The 18,295-nt window shown below is 65.1% G+C and carries 14 protein-coding genes; 6 read left to right on the top strand and 8 right to left on the bottom strand.

Features of this window, described 5'->3' with window-relative positions; all coding sequences use genetic code 11:
* Positions 1-4 precede the first annotated feature (4 nt).
* Both WDM24_RS39545 and WDM24_RS39540 read right to left on the bottom strand, forming a co-directional pair.
* Positions 5-952 carry an AAA family ATPase gene (locus WDM24_RS39545; RefSeq protein WP_166213419.1) on the bottom strand — a complete coding sequence of 316 codons (948 nt, stop codon included), beginning with the start codon at positions 950-952 and terminating at the stop codon, positions 5-7.
* 258 nt (positions 953-1,210) lie between these two features.
* Positions 1,211-1,843: an HAD-IA family hydrolase gene (locus WDM24_RS39540; protein WP_338829558.1), complete on the bottom strand. Its 633-nt coding sequence runs from the start codon at positions 1,841-1,843 to the stop codon at positions 1,211-1,213.
* Between the two features lie 124 nt (positions 1,844-1,967).
* Here WDM24_RS39540 and WDM24_RS39535 point away from each other — a divergent pair, with 124 nt between their 5' ends.
* A complete protein-coding gene (locus WDM24_RS39535; RefSeq protein ID WP_338829557.1) occupies positions 1,968-2,729 on the top strand; it encodes a S1 family peptidase in 762 nt (253 codons plus the stop codon).
* Between the two features lie 157 nt (positions 2,730-2,886).
* Here the strand turns inward: WDM24_RS39535 and WDM24_RS39530 are convergent, their stop codons facing one another.
* From WDM24_RS39530 to WDM24_RS39520, 3 genes are all read right to left on the bottom strand, one after another.
* Positions 2,887-5,109: an acetate--CoA ligase family protein gene (locus WDM24_RS39530; protein WP_338829556.1), complete on the bottom strand. Its 2,223-nt coding sequence runs from the start codon at positions 5,107-5,109 to the stop codon at positions 2,887-2,889.
* 169 nt (positions 5,110-5,278) lie between these two features.
* Complete coding sequence (locus tag WDM24_RS39525) at positions 5,279-5,869, bottom strand: class GN sortase (RefSeq protein WP_338829555.1); 591 nt, start codon at positions 5,867-5,869, stop codon at positions 5,279-5,281.
* A gap of 153 nt (positions 5,870-6,022) precedes the next feature.
* Complete coding sequence (locus tag WDM24_RS39520) at positions 6,023-8,242, bottom strand: marine proteobacterial sortase target protein (protein WP_414645790.1); 2,220 nt, start codon at positions 8,240-8,242, stop codon at positions 6,023-6,025.
* A gap of 252 nt (positions 8,243-8,494) precedes the next feature.
* Here WDM24_RS39520 and WDM24_RS39515 point away from each other — a divergent pair, with 252 nt between their 5' ends.
* Positions 8,495-9,259 carry a helix-turn-helix transcriptional regulator gene (locus WDM24_RS39515; RefSeq protein WP_338829553.1) on the top strand — a complete coding sequence of 255 codons (765 nt, stop codon included), beginning with the start codon at positions 8,495-8,497 and terminating at the stop codon, positions 9,257-9,259.
* Positions 9,260-9,556: 297 nt separating this feature from the next.
* Here WDM24_RS39515 and WDM24_RS39510 read toward each other — a convergent pair whose 3' ends face one another.
* Together WDM24_RS39510 and WDM24_RS39505 are read right to left on the bottom strand one after the other, a co-directional pair.
* Positions 9,557-10,777, bottom strand: a complete 1,221-nt coding sequence (locus WDM24_RS39510) for an ABC transporter substrate-binding protein (protein WP_338693039.1) — start codon at positions 10,775-10,777, stop codon at positions 9,557-9,559.
* Positions 10,778-10,904: 127 nt separating this feature from the next.
* Complete coding sequence (locus WDM24_RS39505) at positions 10,905-12,446, bottom strand: long-chain fatty acid--CoA ligase (protein ID WP_338829552.1); 1,542 nt, start codon at positions 12,444-12,446, stop codon at positions 10,905-10,907.
* A gap of 215 nt (positions 12,447-12,661) precedes the next feature.
* Here WDM24_RS39505 and WDM24_RS39500 point away from each other — a divergent pair, with 215 nt between their 5' ends.
* The 4 genes from WDM24_RS39500 (at position 12,662) to WDM24_RS39485 (ending at position 16,811) form a co-directional block, all read left to right on the top strand.
* Positions 12,662-13,798 carry an acyl-CoA dehydrogenase family protein gene (locus WDM24_RS39500; RefSeq protein WP_338829551.1) on the top strand — a complete coding sequence of 379 codons (1,137 nt, stop codon included), beginning with the start codon at positions 12,662-12,664 and terminating at the stop codon, positions 13,796-13,798.
* Between the two features lie 116 nt (positions 13,799-13,914).
* Positions 13,915-15,084, top strand: coding sequence for an acyl-CoA dehydrogenase family protein (locus WDM24_RS39495; RefSeq protein WP_338829550.1), 1,170 nt, complete (start codon positions 13,915-13,917; stop codon positions 15,082-15,084).
* The gene (locus WDM24_RS39490; RefSeq protein WP_338829549.1) at positions 15,084-15,740 is read left to right on the top strand and encodes a glutathione S-transferase family protein; all 657 of its coding nucleotides are present in this window, start codon (positions 15,084-15,086) and stop codon (positions 15,738-15,740) included. Before WDM24_RS39495 ends, WDM24_RS39490 begins: the two co-directional genes overlap by 1 nt.
* Positions 15,741-15,992: 252 nt before the next feature.
* Positions 15,993-16,811, top strand: a complete 819-nt coding sequence (locus WDM24_RS39485; RefSeq protein WP_338829548.1) for a helix-turn-helix domain-containing protein — start codon at positions 15,993-15,995, stop codon at positions 16,809-16,811.
* Between the two features lie 142 nt (positions 16,812-16,953).
* On the opposite strand, the gene WDM24_RS39480 is transcribed toward WDM24_RS39485, so the two are convergent.
* Entirely contained in the window at positions 16,954-18,177 is a 1,224-nt protein-coding gene (locus WDM24_RS39480; RefSeq protein ID WP_338693026.1) for an ABC transporter substrate-binding protein, read from the bottom strand.
* Positions 18,178-18,295: the final 118 nt, after the last annotated feature.

Raw genomic sequence — 18,295 nt, 5'->3', positions numbered from 1 at the left:
TGGTCTAGCTGAACACGCCCTGGCGCGACGCCTTGGCGATGAAGGACGATATCTGCGGCGTCGCGGCCTCGATATCGGCCTCGTATTTCAGCAGCACGTTGAGCGTGTCCTTGACGATCTCATGGTCGAGCTCGCTCGCCTGCAGCAGCACCAGCACGCGCGCCCAGTCGATCGCCTCGCTGACCGAGGGCAGCTTCTTCAGGTCCAGCGTGCGGATCTCGTGGATGAAGCCGACCATCTGCTTGCGCAGCGTCTGCGAGATGCCGGGCACTCGGCTCTCGACGATGCGCTCTTCCAGCTTCTGCTCGGGGAAACCGATATGCAGATGCAGGCAGCGCCGCTTCAAGGCGTCGCCGAGGTCGCGCTCGCTGTTCGAGGTCAGGATCACGGTCGGCGGCGCCACCGCCGAAACCGTGCCGAGCTCGGGGATCGTGACCTGGAAGTCCGAGAGGATTTCCAAGAGCAGCGATTCGAATTCGGCGTCCGACTTGTCGATCTCGTCGATCAGCAGCACGCAGCCGGCCGGCTGCTCCAGCGCCTGCAACAGCGGGCGCGGCTCGACGAATTCCTTGGAGAAGAACACGTCGCCGAACGTGTGGAGCTGGTCGAGCGCGGCAGCCAGCGTCTGCGCGCCGCCGAGCACCTCGCCGAGCTTGTCCTTCAGGATCTGGGTGTAGAGCAGCTGCTTGGCGTATTTCCACTCATACAGCGCCTTGGCCTCGTCTAGGCCTTCATAGCATTGCAGGCGAATCATCTTCAGGCCGCGCCACGCGGCGATCGCCTTCGCCAGTTCGGTCTTGCCGACGCCGGCGGGGCCTTCGACCAGGATCGGCTTTTCGATCTGCTGCGACAGATAGACCGCGGTCGCGATCTGCCGGCTCGCAATATAGCCTTGCGCGGCGAGGCCGCTTTCCACGGCCTCGATCGAGGCGGTGGGCCTGGTGTCAGCCACGAGGGTCAGCTCCGGATTTGCCTTGAACTCGGACCTGTTTTGCGCCTGTTGCGGGCAAAGCACAAGGCTCGTTTGGCTCGTAATGGCATGGGGTTAGCGCATGGTTCCCGGGATATTTCCGCCGAGCGCAATACGCAGAAGCGCAGTCCGGACAAGGAAGGGATCACGGTGCGATTTCGCGATCGTGCCGTGACCCGTGGGGAGGCCGAGGATTAGAAGCTGTCGCCTGATTGCGAAGTGAATAGGGGGGAAACCGCTTCACCTCAGCGTAAGGCCGGTCGCGGCTTCGAGCTCGGCGATCGCTTGCGCTGAATTCACGACCTTGATCGTGGTCATGCCCATCTCGCGCGCCGGCTTCAGATTGACGCCGAGATCGTCGAGATAGATGCAGTTCTTCGGGTTCACCTGCAGCGTCTCCACCATCATCTGGTAGATGCGCGGGTCGGGCTTGCGCAGGCCGATCTTCGCGGACTCGATGATGTGGTCGAACAGTGCCATCACCTCGGCGACGTAGAGTGAGCGCCCGCTGCGGCTGCCGATCGCATTCGCCGGCAGATTGTTGGTGATGCAGCCGGTCTTGAACTTCGCCTTGACGCGCTTCAGTGCCTCGACCATCTCGGGGCGCAGGTCGCCCGAGAGCAGCGGCAGCACGTCCTTGCCGCGCACCTCGGCGCCGAGTGCTTTCGATTCCGTGGCGAACAGATCGTCGAAGGCGTCGATATCGATCTCGGCGCGCTCGAACTTGGCCCAGGCGTTCTCGAGATGGTTGGCGGCGTTGGTGCGGCGGATGATGTCGATCGGCAGGCCGCGCTCGGTCTCATAGCGTGCGAATGCCTCGAACGGCGAGGTGGTCAAGACGCCGCCGAAATCCCAGATCACTGCCTCGATCATACTTTCCTGCCCAATGACGCGTTGCTTGAGCAGCGGCTAACACGGATCGGCGGCCGGGGCCAGCCTGATCCGGTGCTTGATCCAGTGCTTGGCGGCCCGCGCGGAGCGGGCTATTGCTTCGCCGATGAAGACATATCGCTTGATCCTCACGGTTCTCGTGTCGCTGGTGTCGGCTCCCGCATTCGCCATCGTCGGTGGCGGCGCGCCGTCGACCGATGGCGTGGCGGGCGCCGTCGTCACGATCGTCGGCTCGCGCGGCAATTTCTGCACCGGTGCGCTGATCGCGCCGAAAGTGGTGCTGACGGCTGCGCATTGCGTGCAGCCCGGCGCCGACTACAAGATCGTCGAGTACGGTGCGGACCGACAACCGAAGCTGCAGGACGTCAGGACGGTCGCGATCCATCCTGGCTTTCGGATGCAGGCGATGACCAGCCATGTCGCGACCGCCGATGTCGCGCTGCTGCAACTCGCAGCGCCTGCTGCAGGCAAGGCGCCGGCCACGCTCGGCATGCCCAACATTCCGATCCAGGTCGGCGGCCGTTTCACCATCGCAGGCGTCGGCGTCAGCGTGCGCGGCGACGGCAAGAGCGGCGGCAGCATTCGTGTCGCCGGCCTGATCGCAAGCGGCAAGCCCGGCACGCTGCAGATTCGTCTCGTCGATCCGGTCGGGCAGGGCGCGCGCGACGGGCTCGGCGCATGCACCGGCGATTCCGGTGCGCCGGTGTTCGAGGACAAGCCAAACGGGCCAGCGATCGTCGGCGTGGTGAGCTGGTCGACGGGGCCGAACGGTACCGACGGCTGCGGCGGCATTACCGGCGTCACGCCGCTGACGCTCTACCGCGATTGGGTGATGCAGACCGCGCGGCAATGGGGCGCGAGCTTTTAGCGCGGCTCCAGTCCCGTCATCCTGAGGTGCGCGCTCTTGCGCGCCTCGAAGGATGCACGGCCCCACTGTGGCCGATTCATCCTTCGAGGCTCGCCCAGCGCCGCAAGGCTCGCACCTCAGGATGACGGGCCGAGAGAGTTGACGAGCCCAACTTCGCTTAATGCCCCGCCGCCTTGTTGGCGGCGGCGTTGTTCAGCACGATCAGGCCGTCGACGGCGACGCCGAGCTTGCTGTTGATCAGGAATGGGTTGACATCGATCGAGGCGATGCGGCCGTTGGCATCCGCCATCAGGTTGGAGAGCCCGACCAGCGCCTTCACCGCCGACGGCTCGTGCAGCGCGGGCTTGCCGCGATAGCCCTTCAGCTTGACGCCGGCCTTCGTCTTCGCGATCAGCTCCTTCGCCTCGGCGGCATCGAGCGGCGCGCCGGCCAGGGCTACGTCCTTCATCAGCTCGATATCGACGCCGCCGGTGCCGAACAGCACCACGGGACCCATCTCGGCGTCGAGCGAGGCGCCGACCACGAGCTCGAGGTCGGCCTTGACCTGCTGCGCGATCAGGATGCCCTCGAGCTTCGGCTTGCCCTTCAGCTTCTTCACCCGCGCGGTGATGTCGTTGAACGCCTTCTTCACCTCGGCCGCATTGGCGAGGTTCAGCACCACGCCGCCGATGTCGGACTTGTGCAGGATGTCGGGGCTGACCACCTTGGCGACCACCGGAAAGCCGATCGACTTGGCGATCTTCACCGCTTCGGCTGCGGTCTGCGCGACCTCTTCCTTGGAGATCGGAATGCCATAGGCCTTGAGCAGCTTCTTCGAGGCAACCTCGTCGAGCGCGGCGGCGCCGTTGGCCGCCTTCAGCGTCTTCTCCAGCACCGCGCGCGCGGACGGCTTCGAGCTCGACGCGATGTCGGGCACCGCCTTGCGCAGACCGGCATATTCGATCAGCGACTTGATCGCGCCGACCGCGCGGTCGAGGCCCTGCATCACCGCGATATCGGGCAGCGACTTGCGCAGTCCCTTGGTGAATTCGGTGAAGCCGATCGACATCGCGCTGATATAGATCACCGGCTTGTTGGCGTGGCCCGCCATCTCGTTGACGATGCGCAGATTGCGTTCGCGCAGCTCATGCGGCGCCTTCGGCAGCTCGGCATCGATGATGACGATGTCGGTATCGGGGTCGTCGATCATGATCTCGATCGACTTCATGTAGACGGAGGGATCGACCACCGCGGCGAAGCCGGCGTCGAGCGGGTTGCCGACGATGCTGCCGGGCCCGAGCATCTTGGCCAGCTGCCCCGATGCGCTCTCACTCAGCGGCGCAAAATTCAGCCCGGCCGAATAGAACGCGTCGATCAGCAGGCCGCGCTTGCCGCCCGACAGCGACACCGCCGCGAGGCGGTTGCCCTTCGGCGGATCGGCGTGGACGAAGCACTCGGTGGTCTCGATCAGTTCATCCAGCCCGCGCACGCGGATCACGCCCTCGCGGGTCGAGATCGCATCGAATGTCTCGATCGAACCGGCGAGCGCGCCGGTATGCGCCATCGCGGCGGCGCGGCCGCCTTCGGAGGCGCCGAGCTTGAGCGCGATCACCGGCTTGCCGGCGGCGCGCGCGGCCTTGCAGGCGTCGCGGAACACTTTGGTGTTCCTGACGCCTTCGAGATAAACCACGATGACGCGGATGCTCGGATCGGCGGCGAAATAGCTCATCAGGTCCGGCGTCTCGAGGCCGGATTCATTGCCGGTCGTGACCATGTAGCCGACACCGACACCGCGATCCTCCAGTGCCTGGCGGATCGCCATCACGATCGCGCCGGATTGTCCGGCGATCGCCACCGCACCCTGCTCCATGGTGACGATGCGGTCGTCGATATTGGTGAACAGGTTCTCGCCGGCGCTGAGATTGCCGAGACAGTTCGGGCCGGTGACCGCAAGCCCGGTCTCCTTGATCGCCTGTTTCAGCTCGACCGCGAGCCGCTGGCTCTCCTCATCCTGCAGCTCGCTGAAGCCGGAGGTGACGATGGTCGCCGAGCGCGCGCCGGCGGCGGCCGCGTCGCGGATCACCTGCACGGCAAAGCGCGCCGGCACCAGCACCAGCACATGATCGGGCTTTTTGGGAAGGCTGGCAAAATCCTTGTAGCAGGTGACGCCCCAGATCGTCTCGCGCTTGGCGTTGATCGGAAACAGGCCGCCGGCATATCCGTATTTGATCAGATTGTTCCAGATCCGCTCGGCGTAGTTGCCGGGCTTGTCGGTGGCGCCGACCAGCACGATGTTGCGCGGATGCAGCATCGCGTGGATGCTCTTGACGATGTCGCTGGCGTCAGCGGGCGGCGCCCATTTCTGGGAGGTATGAGATGCGGCGCTTGCGAGAGCTTCCATGGAGCCTGCCCTTATCCTTGTTCTGCTTGTTTCCTTTGGCCCACGGTCGATCACCGCGAGGTCCGCGATTTTCATTGTTTTTATGGCTGATGGAAGGGGGTAGCAACTCACGCTGACGCAAGTCAGGGCATCGCGCGCGATATCCCGGCACACGCAAAATTCATGCTTGTCAGGAACCCGATTCGAGCGGGCTCGAATCCGGTCCAATCATGGTCGCATGCAACAGATAGCGCTCGGGGCCCGATGTCAGCGCGTCGAACGGCCAGCAGGTCGACAGCACCAGCTCATGGCGGTCGGTGAGCGGATCGATGCCGGATTGGTCGAAGCGGACCACCGCGCTGCGGTCGGCCCGATAGCGAAAAATCTTGCCGTCGCTCCGCGTCACGTCGATCTCGTCGCCGATTGCGACATCCCTCAGAAAGCGGAAATGGGTGTCGCGATGCGCGGAATAGACCGCGACGCCCGGCTCGCCGGCATCGATGGTCTGTTCGACATGGCCGGGACCGAACGCCAGCGCCTGGCCGCTGCTGCCGGCGAGCGCGATCGCGGAGGCGTGCAGGCGCTTCACCTCGATCCGGGCCACCGGCCAGGTATCGGCCCAGCTCCACGGCTTCACCACTTGGCCGGTCGCGATGCTCTGCGCGAAGGCGCGCTCCAGCAGCACCTGCGCGAGCAGCGCCTTGGCGTGGATATAGGCGCCCTGGCCGAACAGGATCAGGCCGATGAGGGCGAAGGCGAGCGGGAGAAGGAAGCGGCGCATTGTTGAGCCTTCCGTCATTCCGTGGCGCGAAGCGAACCCGGAATCTCGAGATTCCGGGTCTGGTGGCGCGCGCGGCCCCTGGGGGACGGGTGGGAAGGCCGCGCGCGCTCTTGAAGGAGGAGGTCGGGGGGCACCTCCTCCTTTCATCCGACGTCATTGGGGCGACGTCTGACGCCGGTTGAACACCAGAAGGAGAAGGCTGACCGTGAGCAGGATCACGCCCGCGATCATCTTCAGCTCGGCATCGGTTGCGGTCTTCGGCAGCTGGACCGTGCCGGGCCCTTGCGTCGCGACCGGTGACCGCTTCAGCACAGCGAACTGCACCTTGCCGTCGCCTGCTTCGGCGCGGCGTTCGGTCGGCGCAGCCGGCAGGCGCGGACGCTCGCCGAACACCTTTGCGAAATCCCAGCCGGCGGGCAGGTTGAGCGGCAGCTCGGAGAGCTTCAGCGGCTCGCCTTCGGGACGGCTCGGCGTCTTGTCGACCGCAACGAGGCTGGTCAGCCGGGTGACAAGCTGATGCTCCAGCGCCAGTGCAAGGATGGTCTTGTCGGCATCCTCCGGGCTCTCCTGGCGCGTGGTGCGCGCGACCTCGGCATCCGCGATCTTGCGGCGCGCCCACAGTTTTGAGAGGCCCTTGCCTTCGGCGGCGCCGGCGAGCGGCAACGTCACGCTCCACGGACGGTCGCCGATGCGGCCCTTGATCTCGACCGAGCCGGCGAGCTTGTCGAGCTTCGCGGCCAGCACCAGCGGCTCGTCGCGATAGACGTCGGGCAGCGCCGACGGCGTCAGGTAGGCGGTCGCGTCGGAGAATTTCGCGGCGAGGTTGGTCACCGCGGGATTCTCCAGCTTGGCGAACAGGTCGCGCATGCGCTCGTCGACCTGCTCGACCGAGCCGATATGGGTGAAGGTGCCGCGGCCGAGTTCGGCGGCGCGCGTCATCAGATAGGTGTTCGGCGCCGAGCCGATGCCGACCATGAACACCCGCGAGCGGCCGCGCAGCGCGCTGATGGTCTCGAACAATTGCTGCTCGTTGCCGATCGCGCCGTCGGTCAGGAACACGACCTGGCGGACATGGTTGGCGTCGTCATGGTTGGTGTCCGACAGCGCGGCGCGCATCGCCGGCACCATCTCGGTGCCGCCGCGGGCCTGCAGCGCGCTGACGAACGACGTCGCGTTGCCGATATTGGCGCTGTTGGCGGCGACCGGCGTCGGGAACAGCACGTCCATCGTGTCGTCGAAGCGGATCACGTTGAAACGATCCGCCGGCTGCAGGCGGCCGAGCGCATACAGCAGGCTTGCCTTGGCCTGGATCATCGAGGTGCCGCCCATCGAGCCGGAATTGTCGATCACGAAGATCACTTCGCGGGCGAGCTGCTTTTGTTGCGCCTGCTCGACCGAAGGCGGGGTGACGAAGGCCAGCAGATAGTCGGAATTGCCGACATGCTCGCGGAACAGCCCGACCGACGGCGCCTTTTCGGCGGCCGGCGTCCAGGTCAGCTCGAAATCGCGATCGGCCGGCACCGGGCCCTCGGCGAGCTTGACGATGCGCGTCGTGCTGTCGGGGCTCTCTAGCTTGACCTGGTGGAAGTGGCTCTTCACCTCGCCGAGCGGGAAGCCGGCATTGAGGTGCACCGTGATGTTGGTCGGATTGACCGGCGCATTCTCGGCGGGATCGAGCACCTCGCGCGCGATACGGTCGCGGTCCGGCACCGGATCGGTCGAGGTAGCGCCCCAGCCATTGCCATCGGCGCGGAGGTCGACGCTCTGCACCACCGGACGTGGATTGTAGCGCGGGCCGACCACCATCGGCACCCGCAGCGAGAATTCGTTGCCGTTCTGCTGCACCGGCTCCTGATATTCGATCTGCACCAGCACGGTTTCGCCGGGGCCGATATTGGCGACCGAATTGGTGAAGATATTCGGCCGCTCCTGCTCGGTGAGCGCGGCCTTCTGGCCATTCTGTTTGGCCTGCTCGTAGATCGCGCGGGCCTGCTGCCGCTCCTTGATGTCGCCGACCACGATGCGGTCGCCGACGACCATCTTCAGCGTGTCGACCGCGCCGCCCGCCGGCAGCGGATAGACATAGGTCGCTTCCACCCAGTCCTTGGTCGGGTTGCGGAAGATCTGGGTGACGCGGGCGCGGACGGTCGGGCCCGACACCGTGAGGTCGACATCGATGCCGAGCCTGGTTGCATCGGCATAGCCGTCGTCGGTCTTGAACAGCAGCGAGCCGGATCGTGCATCGCCCGGCCGCAGCACCGCCTGTTGCGGCAGCTCGGCCGACCACACCGGATCGAAACTCACCAACAGCGCCGCAAAGCCGATCACCAGCGCGGCCACACCTTCCACCAGAAAGAACAGCACAATGCGCATCCGGCGCGACAGGCGGATCTGCGGGCTGCTCTCACATGCATCGTAAATCGTCATTTTCGTCACTCCCGAGCGAGGCTTTCGCTGCCTCGCGATCATGGAGAACGGCGGTTTTGGCGCGAGCAGAATGATCGGCAATGATTGGCCGCGGTCCGGCGCGGCCCGCCGGCGGCCGAGGCGGGTTTGTGCGGTTTTGTGATGGATTGTCCGGTCTGCTAGACTGCCCAGACTCATGGGAATCGGGCAGGAATCACGATGCCGACGCCGGACAAGCAGCTTTCCGCCGAGCAGAGCCAGCAGGTCGCGGAGACCATTCGCGAGGAAATCGCGCGCCGCCGCATCTCGCGGCAGACGCTGGCCGAGCAGGCGAAGCTCAGCCTGTCGACGCTGGAGAAGGTGCTCGGCGGTCGCCGCCCGTTCACGCTGGCGACCACCGTACGGCTGGAGCAGGCGCTCGGCGTGTCCTTGCGCAAGCTGCCGGAGGCGATCAGCGTGGTCGCGCCTGCCAATGGCGGGATCGCGCCCGACAGCCTCGGATCCTATTCCCGCCGCTCGGTGGCGCGGATCGAGGGGACCTACATCACGGTGCGTCCGTCGTTCGGCGAGAAGGGCGCGATCTACGCCTACCGCACCGAGATCGCCTGGGACGAGGCGGCATCATCGCTCGGCTTTCGCGAGGGCGAGCGGCAGGATACCGACTACACCCAGTATGGCGAGGTGGCGGTGCCCAACGAATCCGGCTTCGTCTATCTCGTGACCAACCGGCACGGCCAGCACCGCGTGATCACGGTCTCGCGTCCGCGTAATTCCGGCGAGATGTACGGCATCATCACGACCTTGCTCGCCGGCCGCGGCTCGCTGCTGACGCCGGTCGCCGCGCCGATCGCGTTCCTGCCGGTGAAGAACGTGCCCAAGCCGAGCGTCGGGCGGGTGTCGTCCGACGACGCCAACTTTGCCGTCTATCGCGAGCACCTGCGCCGCACGATCGATGAGCCGTTCGCGATCTTCCTGCCGGGATAGTCGCAGGTTACGCCGCGCGCGGATGCCACCACGCGCTCAATGCTGCGCAACTAACCAACTCAAGGATACCAGTCCCGTCATCCTGAGGTGCGAGCTCTTGCGAGCCTCGAAGGATGCACGGCCACCGGCGGGGCCGTCGACCCTTCGAGACGCCGCTTCGCGGCTCCTCAGGGTGACGGTGAGATAGGGGCGCGCATCGCCCTGCCGGATTTCATCCAGCCTATCACTCCGCAAGAACAACGAAGCCGCCCGAATGGGCGGCTTCGCGATAAAAGTTCACTCGTCGAGCGGACTCGACTAGCCGCCGGTCTCCGCGCTGATGATGTCGCCGAACAGCTCCCACTGCCCGTTCTTGAACTGCATCATCTTGAGCTGCTCGACCGGGGCGAAGTCGGTCGCGCTGGTGTTGATCCGGATGCCGGGGATCAGGGTGTCGGGCGTGAAGTCCCTCAGGCTCGCGGCCTGCTTCATCACGTTCTCGCGCGTCAGGTTGTCGCCGGCCTGCTTCAGCACCTGCGCCATGGTCTGCGCCGCGGCGTAGCCATAGACCAGATTGGCGTCGGACAGGTTGGCGCCCGGCATGTACTTCTCGGCGAAGGCCATGAACTTCTTCATGCCCTCATCGTTCTTCCACTGCGGATCGGAGGCGTCCTTGAGGTAGCCGGCCGACAGCACGCCTTCCGAGGCTTCCAGCCCGGCGGGCTTCATCACCGCGCCGATCGAGATCGAGACGTCGGTCATCACGTGCATCGGCTTCCAGTTGAGCTCGGCGATCTTCTTGATCGCCTGCGCGGCGAACTTCGGCGTCGAGATGTTGACGAACACGTCGGCGCCGGTGTCTTTCAGCTTGACGATGTGGGAATCGATCGACGGCTCGGTGGTCTCGTAGCTCTCCTCGGCGACGATCTTGGCGGACGACTTGTCGAGGACCTCCTTCAGGCCGATCAGGTAGTCCTTGCCGAAATCGTCATTGGCGTAGAAGATCGCGACCTTGGCGTCCGGCTTGGCTTTCAGGATGTACTTGCCGAAGATCCGCGCCTCGACGCGATAGCTCGGCTGGAAGCCCATCGTCCACGGAAAATCCTTCGGATCGTTCCACTTGCTGGCGCCGGTGGCGAGGAAGAGCTGCGGCACCTTCTTGGCGTTGTGATACTTCTGCACCGCGGTCTGGGTCGGCGTGCCCAGCGCGTTGAACACCAGGAACACCTCGTCGCTCTCGATCAGCTTGCGGATCTGCTCCACCGTCTTGGGCGGCGAGTAGCCGTCGTCATAGGAGATCCAGTTGATCTTGCGGCCGTTGATGCCGCCCTGATCGTTGATCATCTTGAAATAGGCTTCTTCGGTTTTACCGATGACGCCGTAGGCGGAGGCGGGACCGCTATAGGCCTCGACATTGCCGATCTTGATCTCGGTGTCGGAGGCGCCGGTGTCATACTTCTTTTGTGCAAAGGCGGCCTGGGTGGAGAGCAGGCAGAGCGCCGTGGCGGCGGCCAGCAGCGACAGTTTTGTTGTTTTCATAAAGACAATTTCCTCGATTGATTTTGATTGGGGACTTACGCAACGAACCCGCAGCCGGTCCCGGCAGACGGCTATGGGGCAATTGTTGTCGCGGCGAAACCAGAAACGCGTCACGCGCGTCTTGAGATCACGCCGCGGTATCGGTTGGCTTCGGCTGGCTGAATTGCTGCCGGAGCGTCGGCTTATGAATTTTGCCTGTCGCGTTCCGCGGCAGGGCATCGATGAATTCGATCAGGCGCGGGCACTTGAACCGCGCCAGATTGGCCTGGCAATGCGCGTGGATCTCGGCCGGCGTCAGCGAGTGGCCTGGTTTCACGGCAATGATCGCCATCCCGACCTCGCCCCATTGCTCGCTCGGGATGCCGATCACAGCGGCCTCGGCCACGGCCGCCAATTGGTGCAGCACGCTCTCGACCTCGGCCGGATAGACGTTCTCGCCGCCGGAGATGTACATGTCCTTCCAGCGATCGACGATGTAGTAGAAGCCCTCCTCGTCGATCCGCGTGGCGTCGCCGGTGTGCAGCCAGCCGTCGGTGAAGGAGGCGGCATTGGCGTCCGGCCGGTTCCAGTAGCCCGGCGTGATGTTCGGGCCCTTGACCCAGAGTTCGCCGAGCTCGCCGACCGCGGCATCGCTGCCGTCGGGCCGCACGATCCGCACTTCCGTGTGCAGCACCGGCTTGCCGGACGAGCCCGCCTTGCGCGCGGCATCCTCGCGGTCGAGCACCATCACCGCCGGCGAGGTCTCGGTCATGCCGTAGCCCTGCTGCAGCGCGACGCCGCGCGCCTCCCAGGTCTTGAGCAGCGGCACAGGCATCGGCGCGCCGCCGACGCCGCCGATGACGAGGCGGCTGAAGTCCGCGGTCGCGAAGGCCGGATGCTGCGCCATGAACTGGTAGATCGCGGGCACACCGAAGAACACGTTGACGCCCTGCGCCGGGTCAGAGATCAGCTTCAGCGCCTCGCCGGGTTCGAACGCGCGCATGATCAGTACCGTGCCGCCGGCATGCAGCACCGGGTTGGTGTAGCAATTCAACCCGCCGGTGTGGAACAGCGGCAGCACCGTCAGCAGTACGGACGCCGGCGAGATATAGGCGGGGCCGCCGAGATTGACGCAATTCCAGAACGTCATCCCATGCGTGATGATCGCGCCCTTGGGCTGGCCCGTGGTGCCCGAGGTGTACATGATGGTCGAGATGTCATCGAGCATGACCTCCTCGAACCGCTCGAGCGGTTTGGCCGCCGCGATGCCGGCCTCATAGGCGCCGCCGGGGCCGAGCCTCACGGTCGCTGCGACATTGCAGAGTTTCGCGACCTCAAGCGCGGTCTCGGCGAGATCGTCGTCATGGATCATCACCTTGGGCGACGCGTCGCCGGTGATGTAGCGCAGCTCGGGAACGGTGAGGCGGGTGTTGAGCGGCAGGAAGATCGCGCCGATCCGGAAGCAGGCGAACTGCACCTCCAGCGTATCGGTGGTGTTCAGCGCCAGCACCGCGACGCGGTCGCCGCCGGCGACCTTGAGGGCGTCGCGCAGATAGCCCGCGAGCCGCGACACCCGGGCGTCGAGCTCCGCATAGCTGAAGCGGCGATTGCTTGCGAGATCGACAAGCGCCATCTTGTCCGGCGTACGCCGGCGATGATGCGCGATCCAGTCGTAGTAACGAACCGGCAAAATTCCCTCCTCCGGAACGGCAGTCTTGCGCCGCCTGTTCCTGGCTCAATTGATGCCATGAATTGGCAGTGGAGGGGGCGTATTGGGATACTGTCTTGCGTTTACTGGCTGGCTTGTGCCGGGATGGAAAGCCGCTCCGGCAGGCAGCCACTCGACGCAAGTGAACAGGGAAGAATCCGGACATCGTCGGAGGCGGGAATCAACGGAGCAAGCGGATGGCAAACCCGTTCTACACCAGCGAGCATGAGGCCTTTCGCGAGGTGATGCGGCGCTTTGTTGCCAGGGAAATCGAGCCTTATGCCCATCAATGGGACGAGGAAGGCGAGTTTCCGCGCGAGCTCTACGCCAAGGCATCCGAGATCGGGCTGCTCGGTCTCGGCTTCCCGGAAGAATATGGCGGGATCGCCGCCGACCAGTTCATGAGGATCGTGGCGTCGCAGGAGCTGGCGCGGGCCGGCGCCGGCGGCGTCTCCTCAAGCCTGATGAGCCACACCATCGGCTCGCCGCCGATCGCCCGCGCCGCGCGGCCAGAAGTAAAGGCGCGGGTGCTGCCGGAGGTGCTCGCCGGAAAGAAGATCTCCGCGCTCGCGATCACCGAGCCGAGCGGCGGCTCCGACGTCGCCAACCTCCGCACCAAGGCGCGGCGCGACGGCGACCACTACGTCGTCTCTGGCGAGAAGACCTTCATCACCTCGGGCATGCGCGCCGACTATCTGACGGTGGCGGTGCGCACCGGTGGCGAGGGCCCGGGCGGCGTCAGCCTGCTCTTGATCGAGGGCAACACGCCCGGCCTCTCCCGCACCCGGCTGAAGAAGATGGGCTGGTGGGCGTCGGATACCGCGACACTTCATTTCGACGAATGCCGCGTGCCGGTCGAGAACCTGATCGGCGAGGAGGGCCAGGGCTTCAAGATCATCATGCAGAACTTCAACAGCGAGCGCATGGGCATGGCGGCAAGCTGCACCGCCTATGCGCGGGTCTGCCTCGATGAGGCGATCGCCTATGCCAAGGAGCGCAAGACCTTCGGCAAGCCGATCGCCCAGCACCAGGTGATCCGGCACAAGATCGTCGACATGGCGCAGAAGGTCGCGGCCTCGCAGGCGATGCTGGAAATGCTGGCGTGGCGGCTCGGCCAGGGCGAAAGCCCGGTCGCCGAGATCTGCATGATGAAGAACCAGGCGACGCAGACCATGGCGCATTGCGCTTCCGAGGCGGTGCAAATCTTCGGCGGCGCCGGCTTCATGCGCGGCGTCAAGGTCGAGCGCATCTACCGCGAGGTCAAGGTCAACGCCATCGGCGGCGGCACGGAGGAGATCATGAAGGATCTGGCGAGCCGGCAGATGGGGTTGTGAGTGACATGCCGTCGTTCCGGGGCGCGCGCAGCGCGAACCCGGAACCCAGAGATTGAATGGATCGAGATTCCGGGTTCGCCCGCTGCGCGGTCGCCCCGGAATGACAGGAAGCAAAAATGCTCTTCACCGCCGACCATGACGAACCGCGCCGGGTCTTGCAGAGATTCATCGCGGCCGAGATCAATCCGCATGTCGACGCATGGGAGAAGGCCGATATCTTCCCGGCGCATGAGCTGTTCAAGAAGCTCGGCAATCTCGGCTTCCTCGGCCTCAACAAGCCGGTCGAATATGGCGGCCAGGGGCTGGATTATTCCTACGCGCTGATGATGGCCGAAGAGTTGGGTGCCATCACCTGCGGCGGCGTGCCGATGGCGATCGGGGTACAGACCGATATGGCGACGCCGGCGTTGGCGCGGTTCGGCTCCGACGAGGTGCGCCGCGAATTTTTGGCGCCGGCGATTGCGGGCGACCAGGTCGCCTGCATCGGCGTCTCCGAGCCCGGCGCCGGCTCGGACGTCGCCTCGATCAAGACCAATGCCCGCTCCGACGGCGACGACTACGTCATCAATGGCGGCAAGATGTGGATCACCAACGGCACCCAAGCCGACTGGATCTGCCTGCTCGCCAACACCAGCGACGGCTCGGTCCATCGCAACAAGTCCCTGATCTGCGTTCCGATGAAGACCAAGGGTGTGCAGGTCGCGCGAAAACTCGACAAGCTGGGCATGCGCTCGTCCGATACCGCGCAGATCTTCTTCGACAATGTCCGGGTGCCGAAGCGCAACCGGATCGGCGAGGAGGGGCAGGGCTTCACTTACCAGATGATCCAGTTCCAGGAGGAGCGGCTGTGGGGCGCGGCGGCCTGCCTGAAGGCGCATGAGTACATCATCAACGAGACCATCGACTACACCCGCAACCGCAAGGCGTTCGGCGGCTCGATCCTCGACAACCAGGTGGTGCACTTCAAGCTCGCGGAGATGCAGACCGAGATTGAGCTGCTGCGCTCGCTGATCTACCGCGCCGGCGAGGCGCTGGTCGCCGGCGAGGACGTCACCCGGCTCGCGACCATGGCGAAACTGAAGGCCGGCCGGCTCGGCCGCGAGCTCACCGACGCCTGCCTGCAATATTGGGGCGGCATGGGTTTCACCAACGAGACGCCGGTGAGCCGCGCCTATCGCGACAGCCGCCTGACCTCGATCGGCGGCGGCGCCGACGAGGTGATGCTCATGGTATTGTGCAAGATGATGGGCACGCTGCCGGGCCTCAAGCAAAAGGGAAACGCCTGATGATCACGCTGTATCACTGCGACGCCGCGCGCTCGTTCCGTCCGCTGTGGATGCTGGAGGAGCTCGGGCTTCCCTATGAGCTGAAGATGCTGCCGTTCCCGCCGCGCGTGTTCGCCAAGGAATATCTCGGCATCAATCCGCTCGGCACCATCCCGTTCATGATCGATGGCGAGACGAAGATGACCGAATCGTCCGGCATCTGCCATTACCTCGGCACCAAATACGGCCCGACGCCGCTGATCGTAGGCCCCGACGAGCCGGCCTATGGCGCATTCCTGAACTGGATGTATTTTTCCGATGCGACGCTGACATTTCCGCAGACGCTGGTGCTCCGCTACAGCCAGCTCGAGCCGGAGGAGCGGCGCAACCCGCAGGTCTCGGGCGACTATGCAAAATGGTTCCTTGGCCGGCTGCGCGCGGTCGAGGCGGCAGCGGCGAAATCCGAATTCCTCTGCGCGGAACGCTTCACCGCCGCCGACATCGCCAACGGCTACGCGCTCCGGCTCGCCGGCAATATCGGCCTTGCCAAGGATTTCGGGCCGAATGTCGCGGCCTATTGGGCGCGGCTGCAGCAGCGTGACGGCTACAAGCGCGCGGTGGCGGCGGAGCAAAAAGCCGGGCAGGAACAGAACGTTGCGCCGCGCGCGCGGCCTTGACCTTCTGTCGTTCCGGGGCGATGCCAACGGGTCCGCGCAAAGCGCGGCCCGATGACAGGCTCCGCGTTGAACCCCAGTGCGCAATTGCGCATTGTGGAACCTCGAGATTCCCCGGTGCGCAAGGGCGCACCATGGTTCGATGCGTCGCATCGCCCCGGAATGACGACGTTCAGCGTCGGTGACAGGTTGCGAATTTGCGCTATGGTAGCTCCCGCCGCAGCGGCCCAAAGAGCCGCGCGAGGAGGAACCGCCATGGACGCGATCGTGGACGCAAAGGGCGAGCAATCCGGCCACCGGATGCTGATCACGCCGGAACGGGTGTTCTATGCCGGGCTGCTCGGCCGCCCGCGCGAACGCTGTCCCGGCGCATTCCATGTCTATGTCGCGATCCGCGACGGGTTGCATCTGTCGACCAGCGAAGGCCGCGAGTCCCATGGCGAGCTCGCCGTGACGATGCCGAACCTGCGCCACACCATCACCAGCGAATATCGCTCGGCGATCTGCGTCGCGATCGAGCCGGAGAGCGTGCCCGACGGCACGCTGGAGGCGGTCGCCCGCCGCTTGCAAGGATCGGACTCGCATCTGTTCGCGGGTCGCATCCGCGCCGCCTACGCGACGCTTGCCGAGATGCAGCATCGCGACGCGATTGCGAATGCCGAGTTCGACACGATGTGCTTCGGCGACGCGCTGCCGCAGCGCGCGCTCGATCCGCGCGTTGTGCGCGCGATCGGCCGCATCGGGCAATTCTCCGGCGAGCCGGTGACCGCGGCGGGCTGCGCCACTGACGCCGGTCTATCGCCCTCGCGTTTCCTGCATCTGTTCAAGGAGGAGACCGGGATCTCGTTCCGCTCCTTCCGCGCCTGGAAGCGTGCGCGGCATCTGCTGCACTTCGCCAACCAGGACATCAACCTCGCGCATCTTGCGCAGGATATCGGCTATCCCGATAGCACCCATTTCAGCCACTCGATCCGCCGCTTCTATGGCCTGAAGCCGCGCGCGATCTTCTCCGGCTCGCGCGATCTCGCGATCTACCGCACCGGGCAGGCGGCGAGTGAACGCGCGCTAACGTAGACTGTCGTCCCGGCGAAGGCCGGGACCCATACCGCGTGATCTATCCGTGATGCGGGATGGCAGAGATCTCTTGATGCAATGAACGGCTGTGGCTATGGGTCCCGGCCCCCGTGCGCAATTGCGCACTAGCCCGGGACGACGGCTAGAGGTTCGCGCCCTGGATCACCTCGCCGAACCGCAGCCAGCCCGGGCCCTCGATCCGTTGCAGCTGAAGCTGCTGCAGCGGATGATGATTGGTCGGGCTGGTGTTGACGCGGATGCCGGGCAACAGCGTCGGGACCTCGATGTCCTTCAGATTGTTCGCCTGCGCCATGATGTTGTCGCGGCTAAAGTTGCCCTTGCATTGCTCGAGCACGATCTTCAACACCTGCGCCACCGTGTAGGCGTAGAGATTGTAGCCTTCCTTCGGATTGCCGTCGGGGAAGTATTTTTCCATGAAGGCGAGGAAAGTCTTCACACCGGGATCATTGGCCCAGGCTGGATCGGCGACGTCCTTCACATAGGCCGACGAGATCGTGCCCTGCGACTTGTCCAGACCAACCGGAGCGATGGTGGAGGAGATCGAGGCAGCGCCGCTGGCGATGAAATGCATCGGCTTCCAGCCGAGCTCGTAGATCTTGCGGATCGACTGCGCGCAGAACTTTGCCGTGGTGCCCGAGATCAGCACATCGGGATTGGCGCCCCGCAGGGTCACGATCTGGGAATCGATCGTGGGATCGGTGACCTCGTGCGAGGCCACCACGGCTGCAGCAGCGAACCGCTCGCCCAGCACATCCCTGGCGCCGGCGACGAAATCCTTGCCGAGATCATCGTTCTGGTAGAGCACCGCGAACTTCGCGTCCTTGTTCTGGCTCAGCGCGTATTTGACGAACACCTGCGCCTCGGTCCGTGCGCTCGGCGCAAAGCCCATGGTCCAGGGATAGCTCTTGTAGTCGCCCCATTTGTCGCCGTTCACCGACAGGAACAGATGCGGGACTTTCGCGGCGTTGATGTATTTGACGACGGACGAGTTCGGCGCGGTGCCGAGCATGTTGAACAGGAAGGCGACATTGTCGCTTTCGATCAGGCGGCGCACCTGCTCGACCGTCTTCGCCGGATTGAACGCGTCGTCGTAATAGATGTACTTGATCTGCCGGCCGGCGATGCCGCCCTGCTCGTTGAGCATCTTGAAGTAGGCTTCCTGGCAGCGCGCCTGCACGCCGAGCGCGGACACCGGGCCGCTGAGCGAGGTGGTGCTGCCGATCCTGATCTCGGTCGCGGTGACGCCGGGCGTGTCTTCGGCGAGCGAAGGCCGCAGGCCCGCGACTGCGGCAAGGCCAGCGCCTGCTGCGCCGGTGAGCCATGTGCGCCGGTTGATCGAGACCATGACGTTCTCCCCGTGGTGCCGGCTTGTTGTGCCGCTTCTGCTTGGCAAGCAGAGCCTATGCGTCACGCGGGCTCTGCGTCTTGTGTTAACCAGCTGGCGACGGATTCCGGCGTGGACA

Origin of the sequence: Bradyrhizobium sp. 27S5 (assembly GCF_037217225.1) — a bacterium.
Classification (GTDB): Bacteria; Pseudomonadota; Alphaproteobacteria; order Rhizobiales; family Xanthobacteraceae; genus Bradyrhizobium; species Bradyrhizobium septentrionale.
The sequence above is the reverse complement of the archived record's forward strand: the minus strand, read 5'-3'. Positions and strand labels throughout refer to the sequence as shown.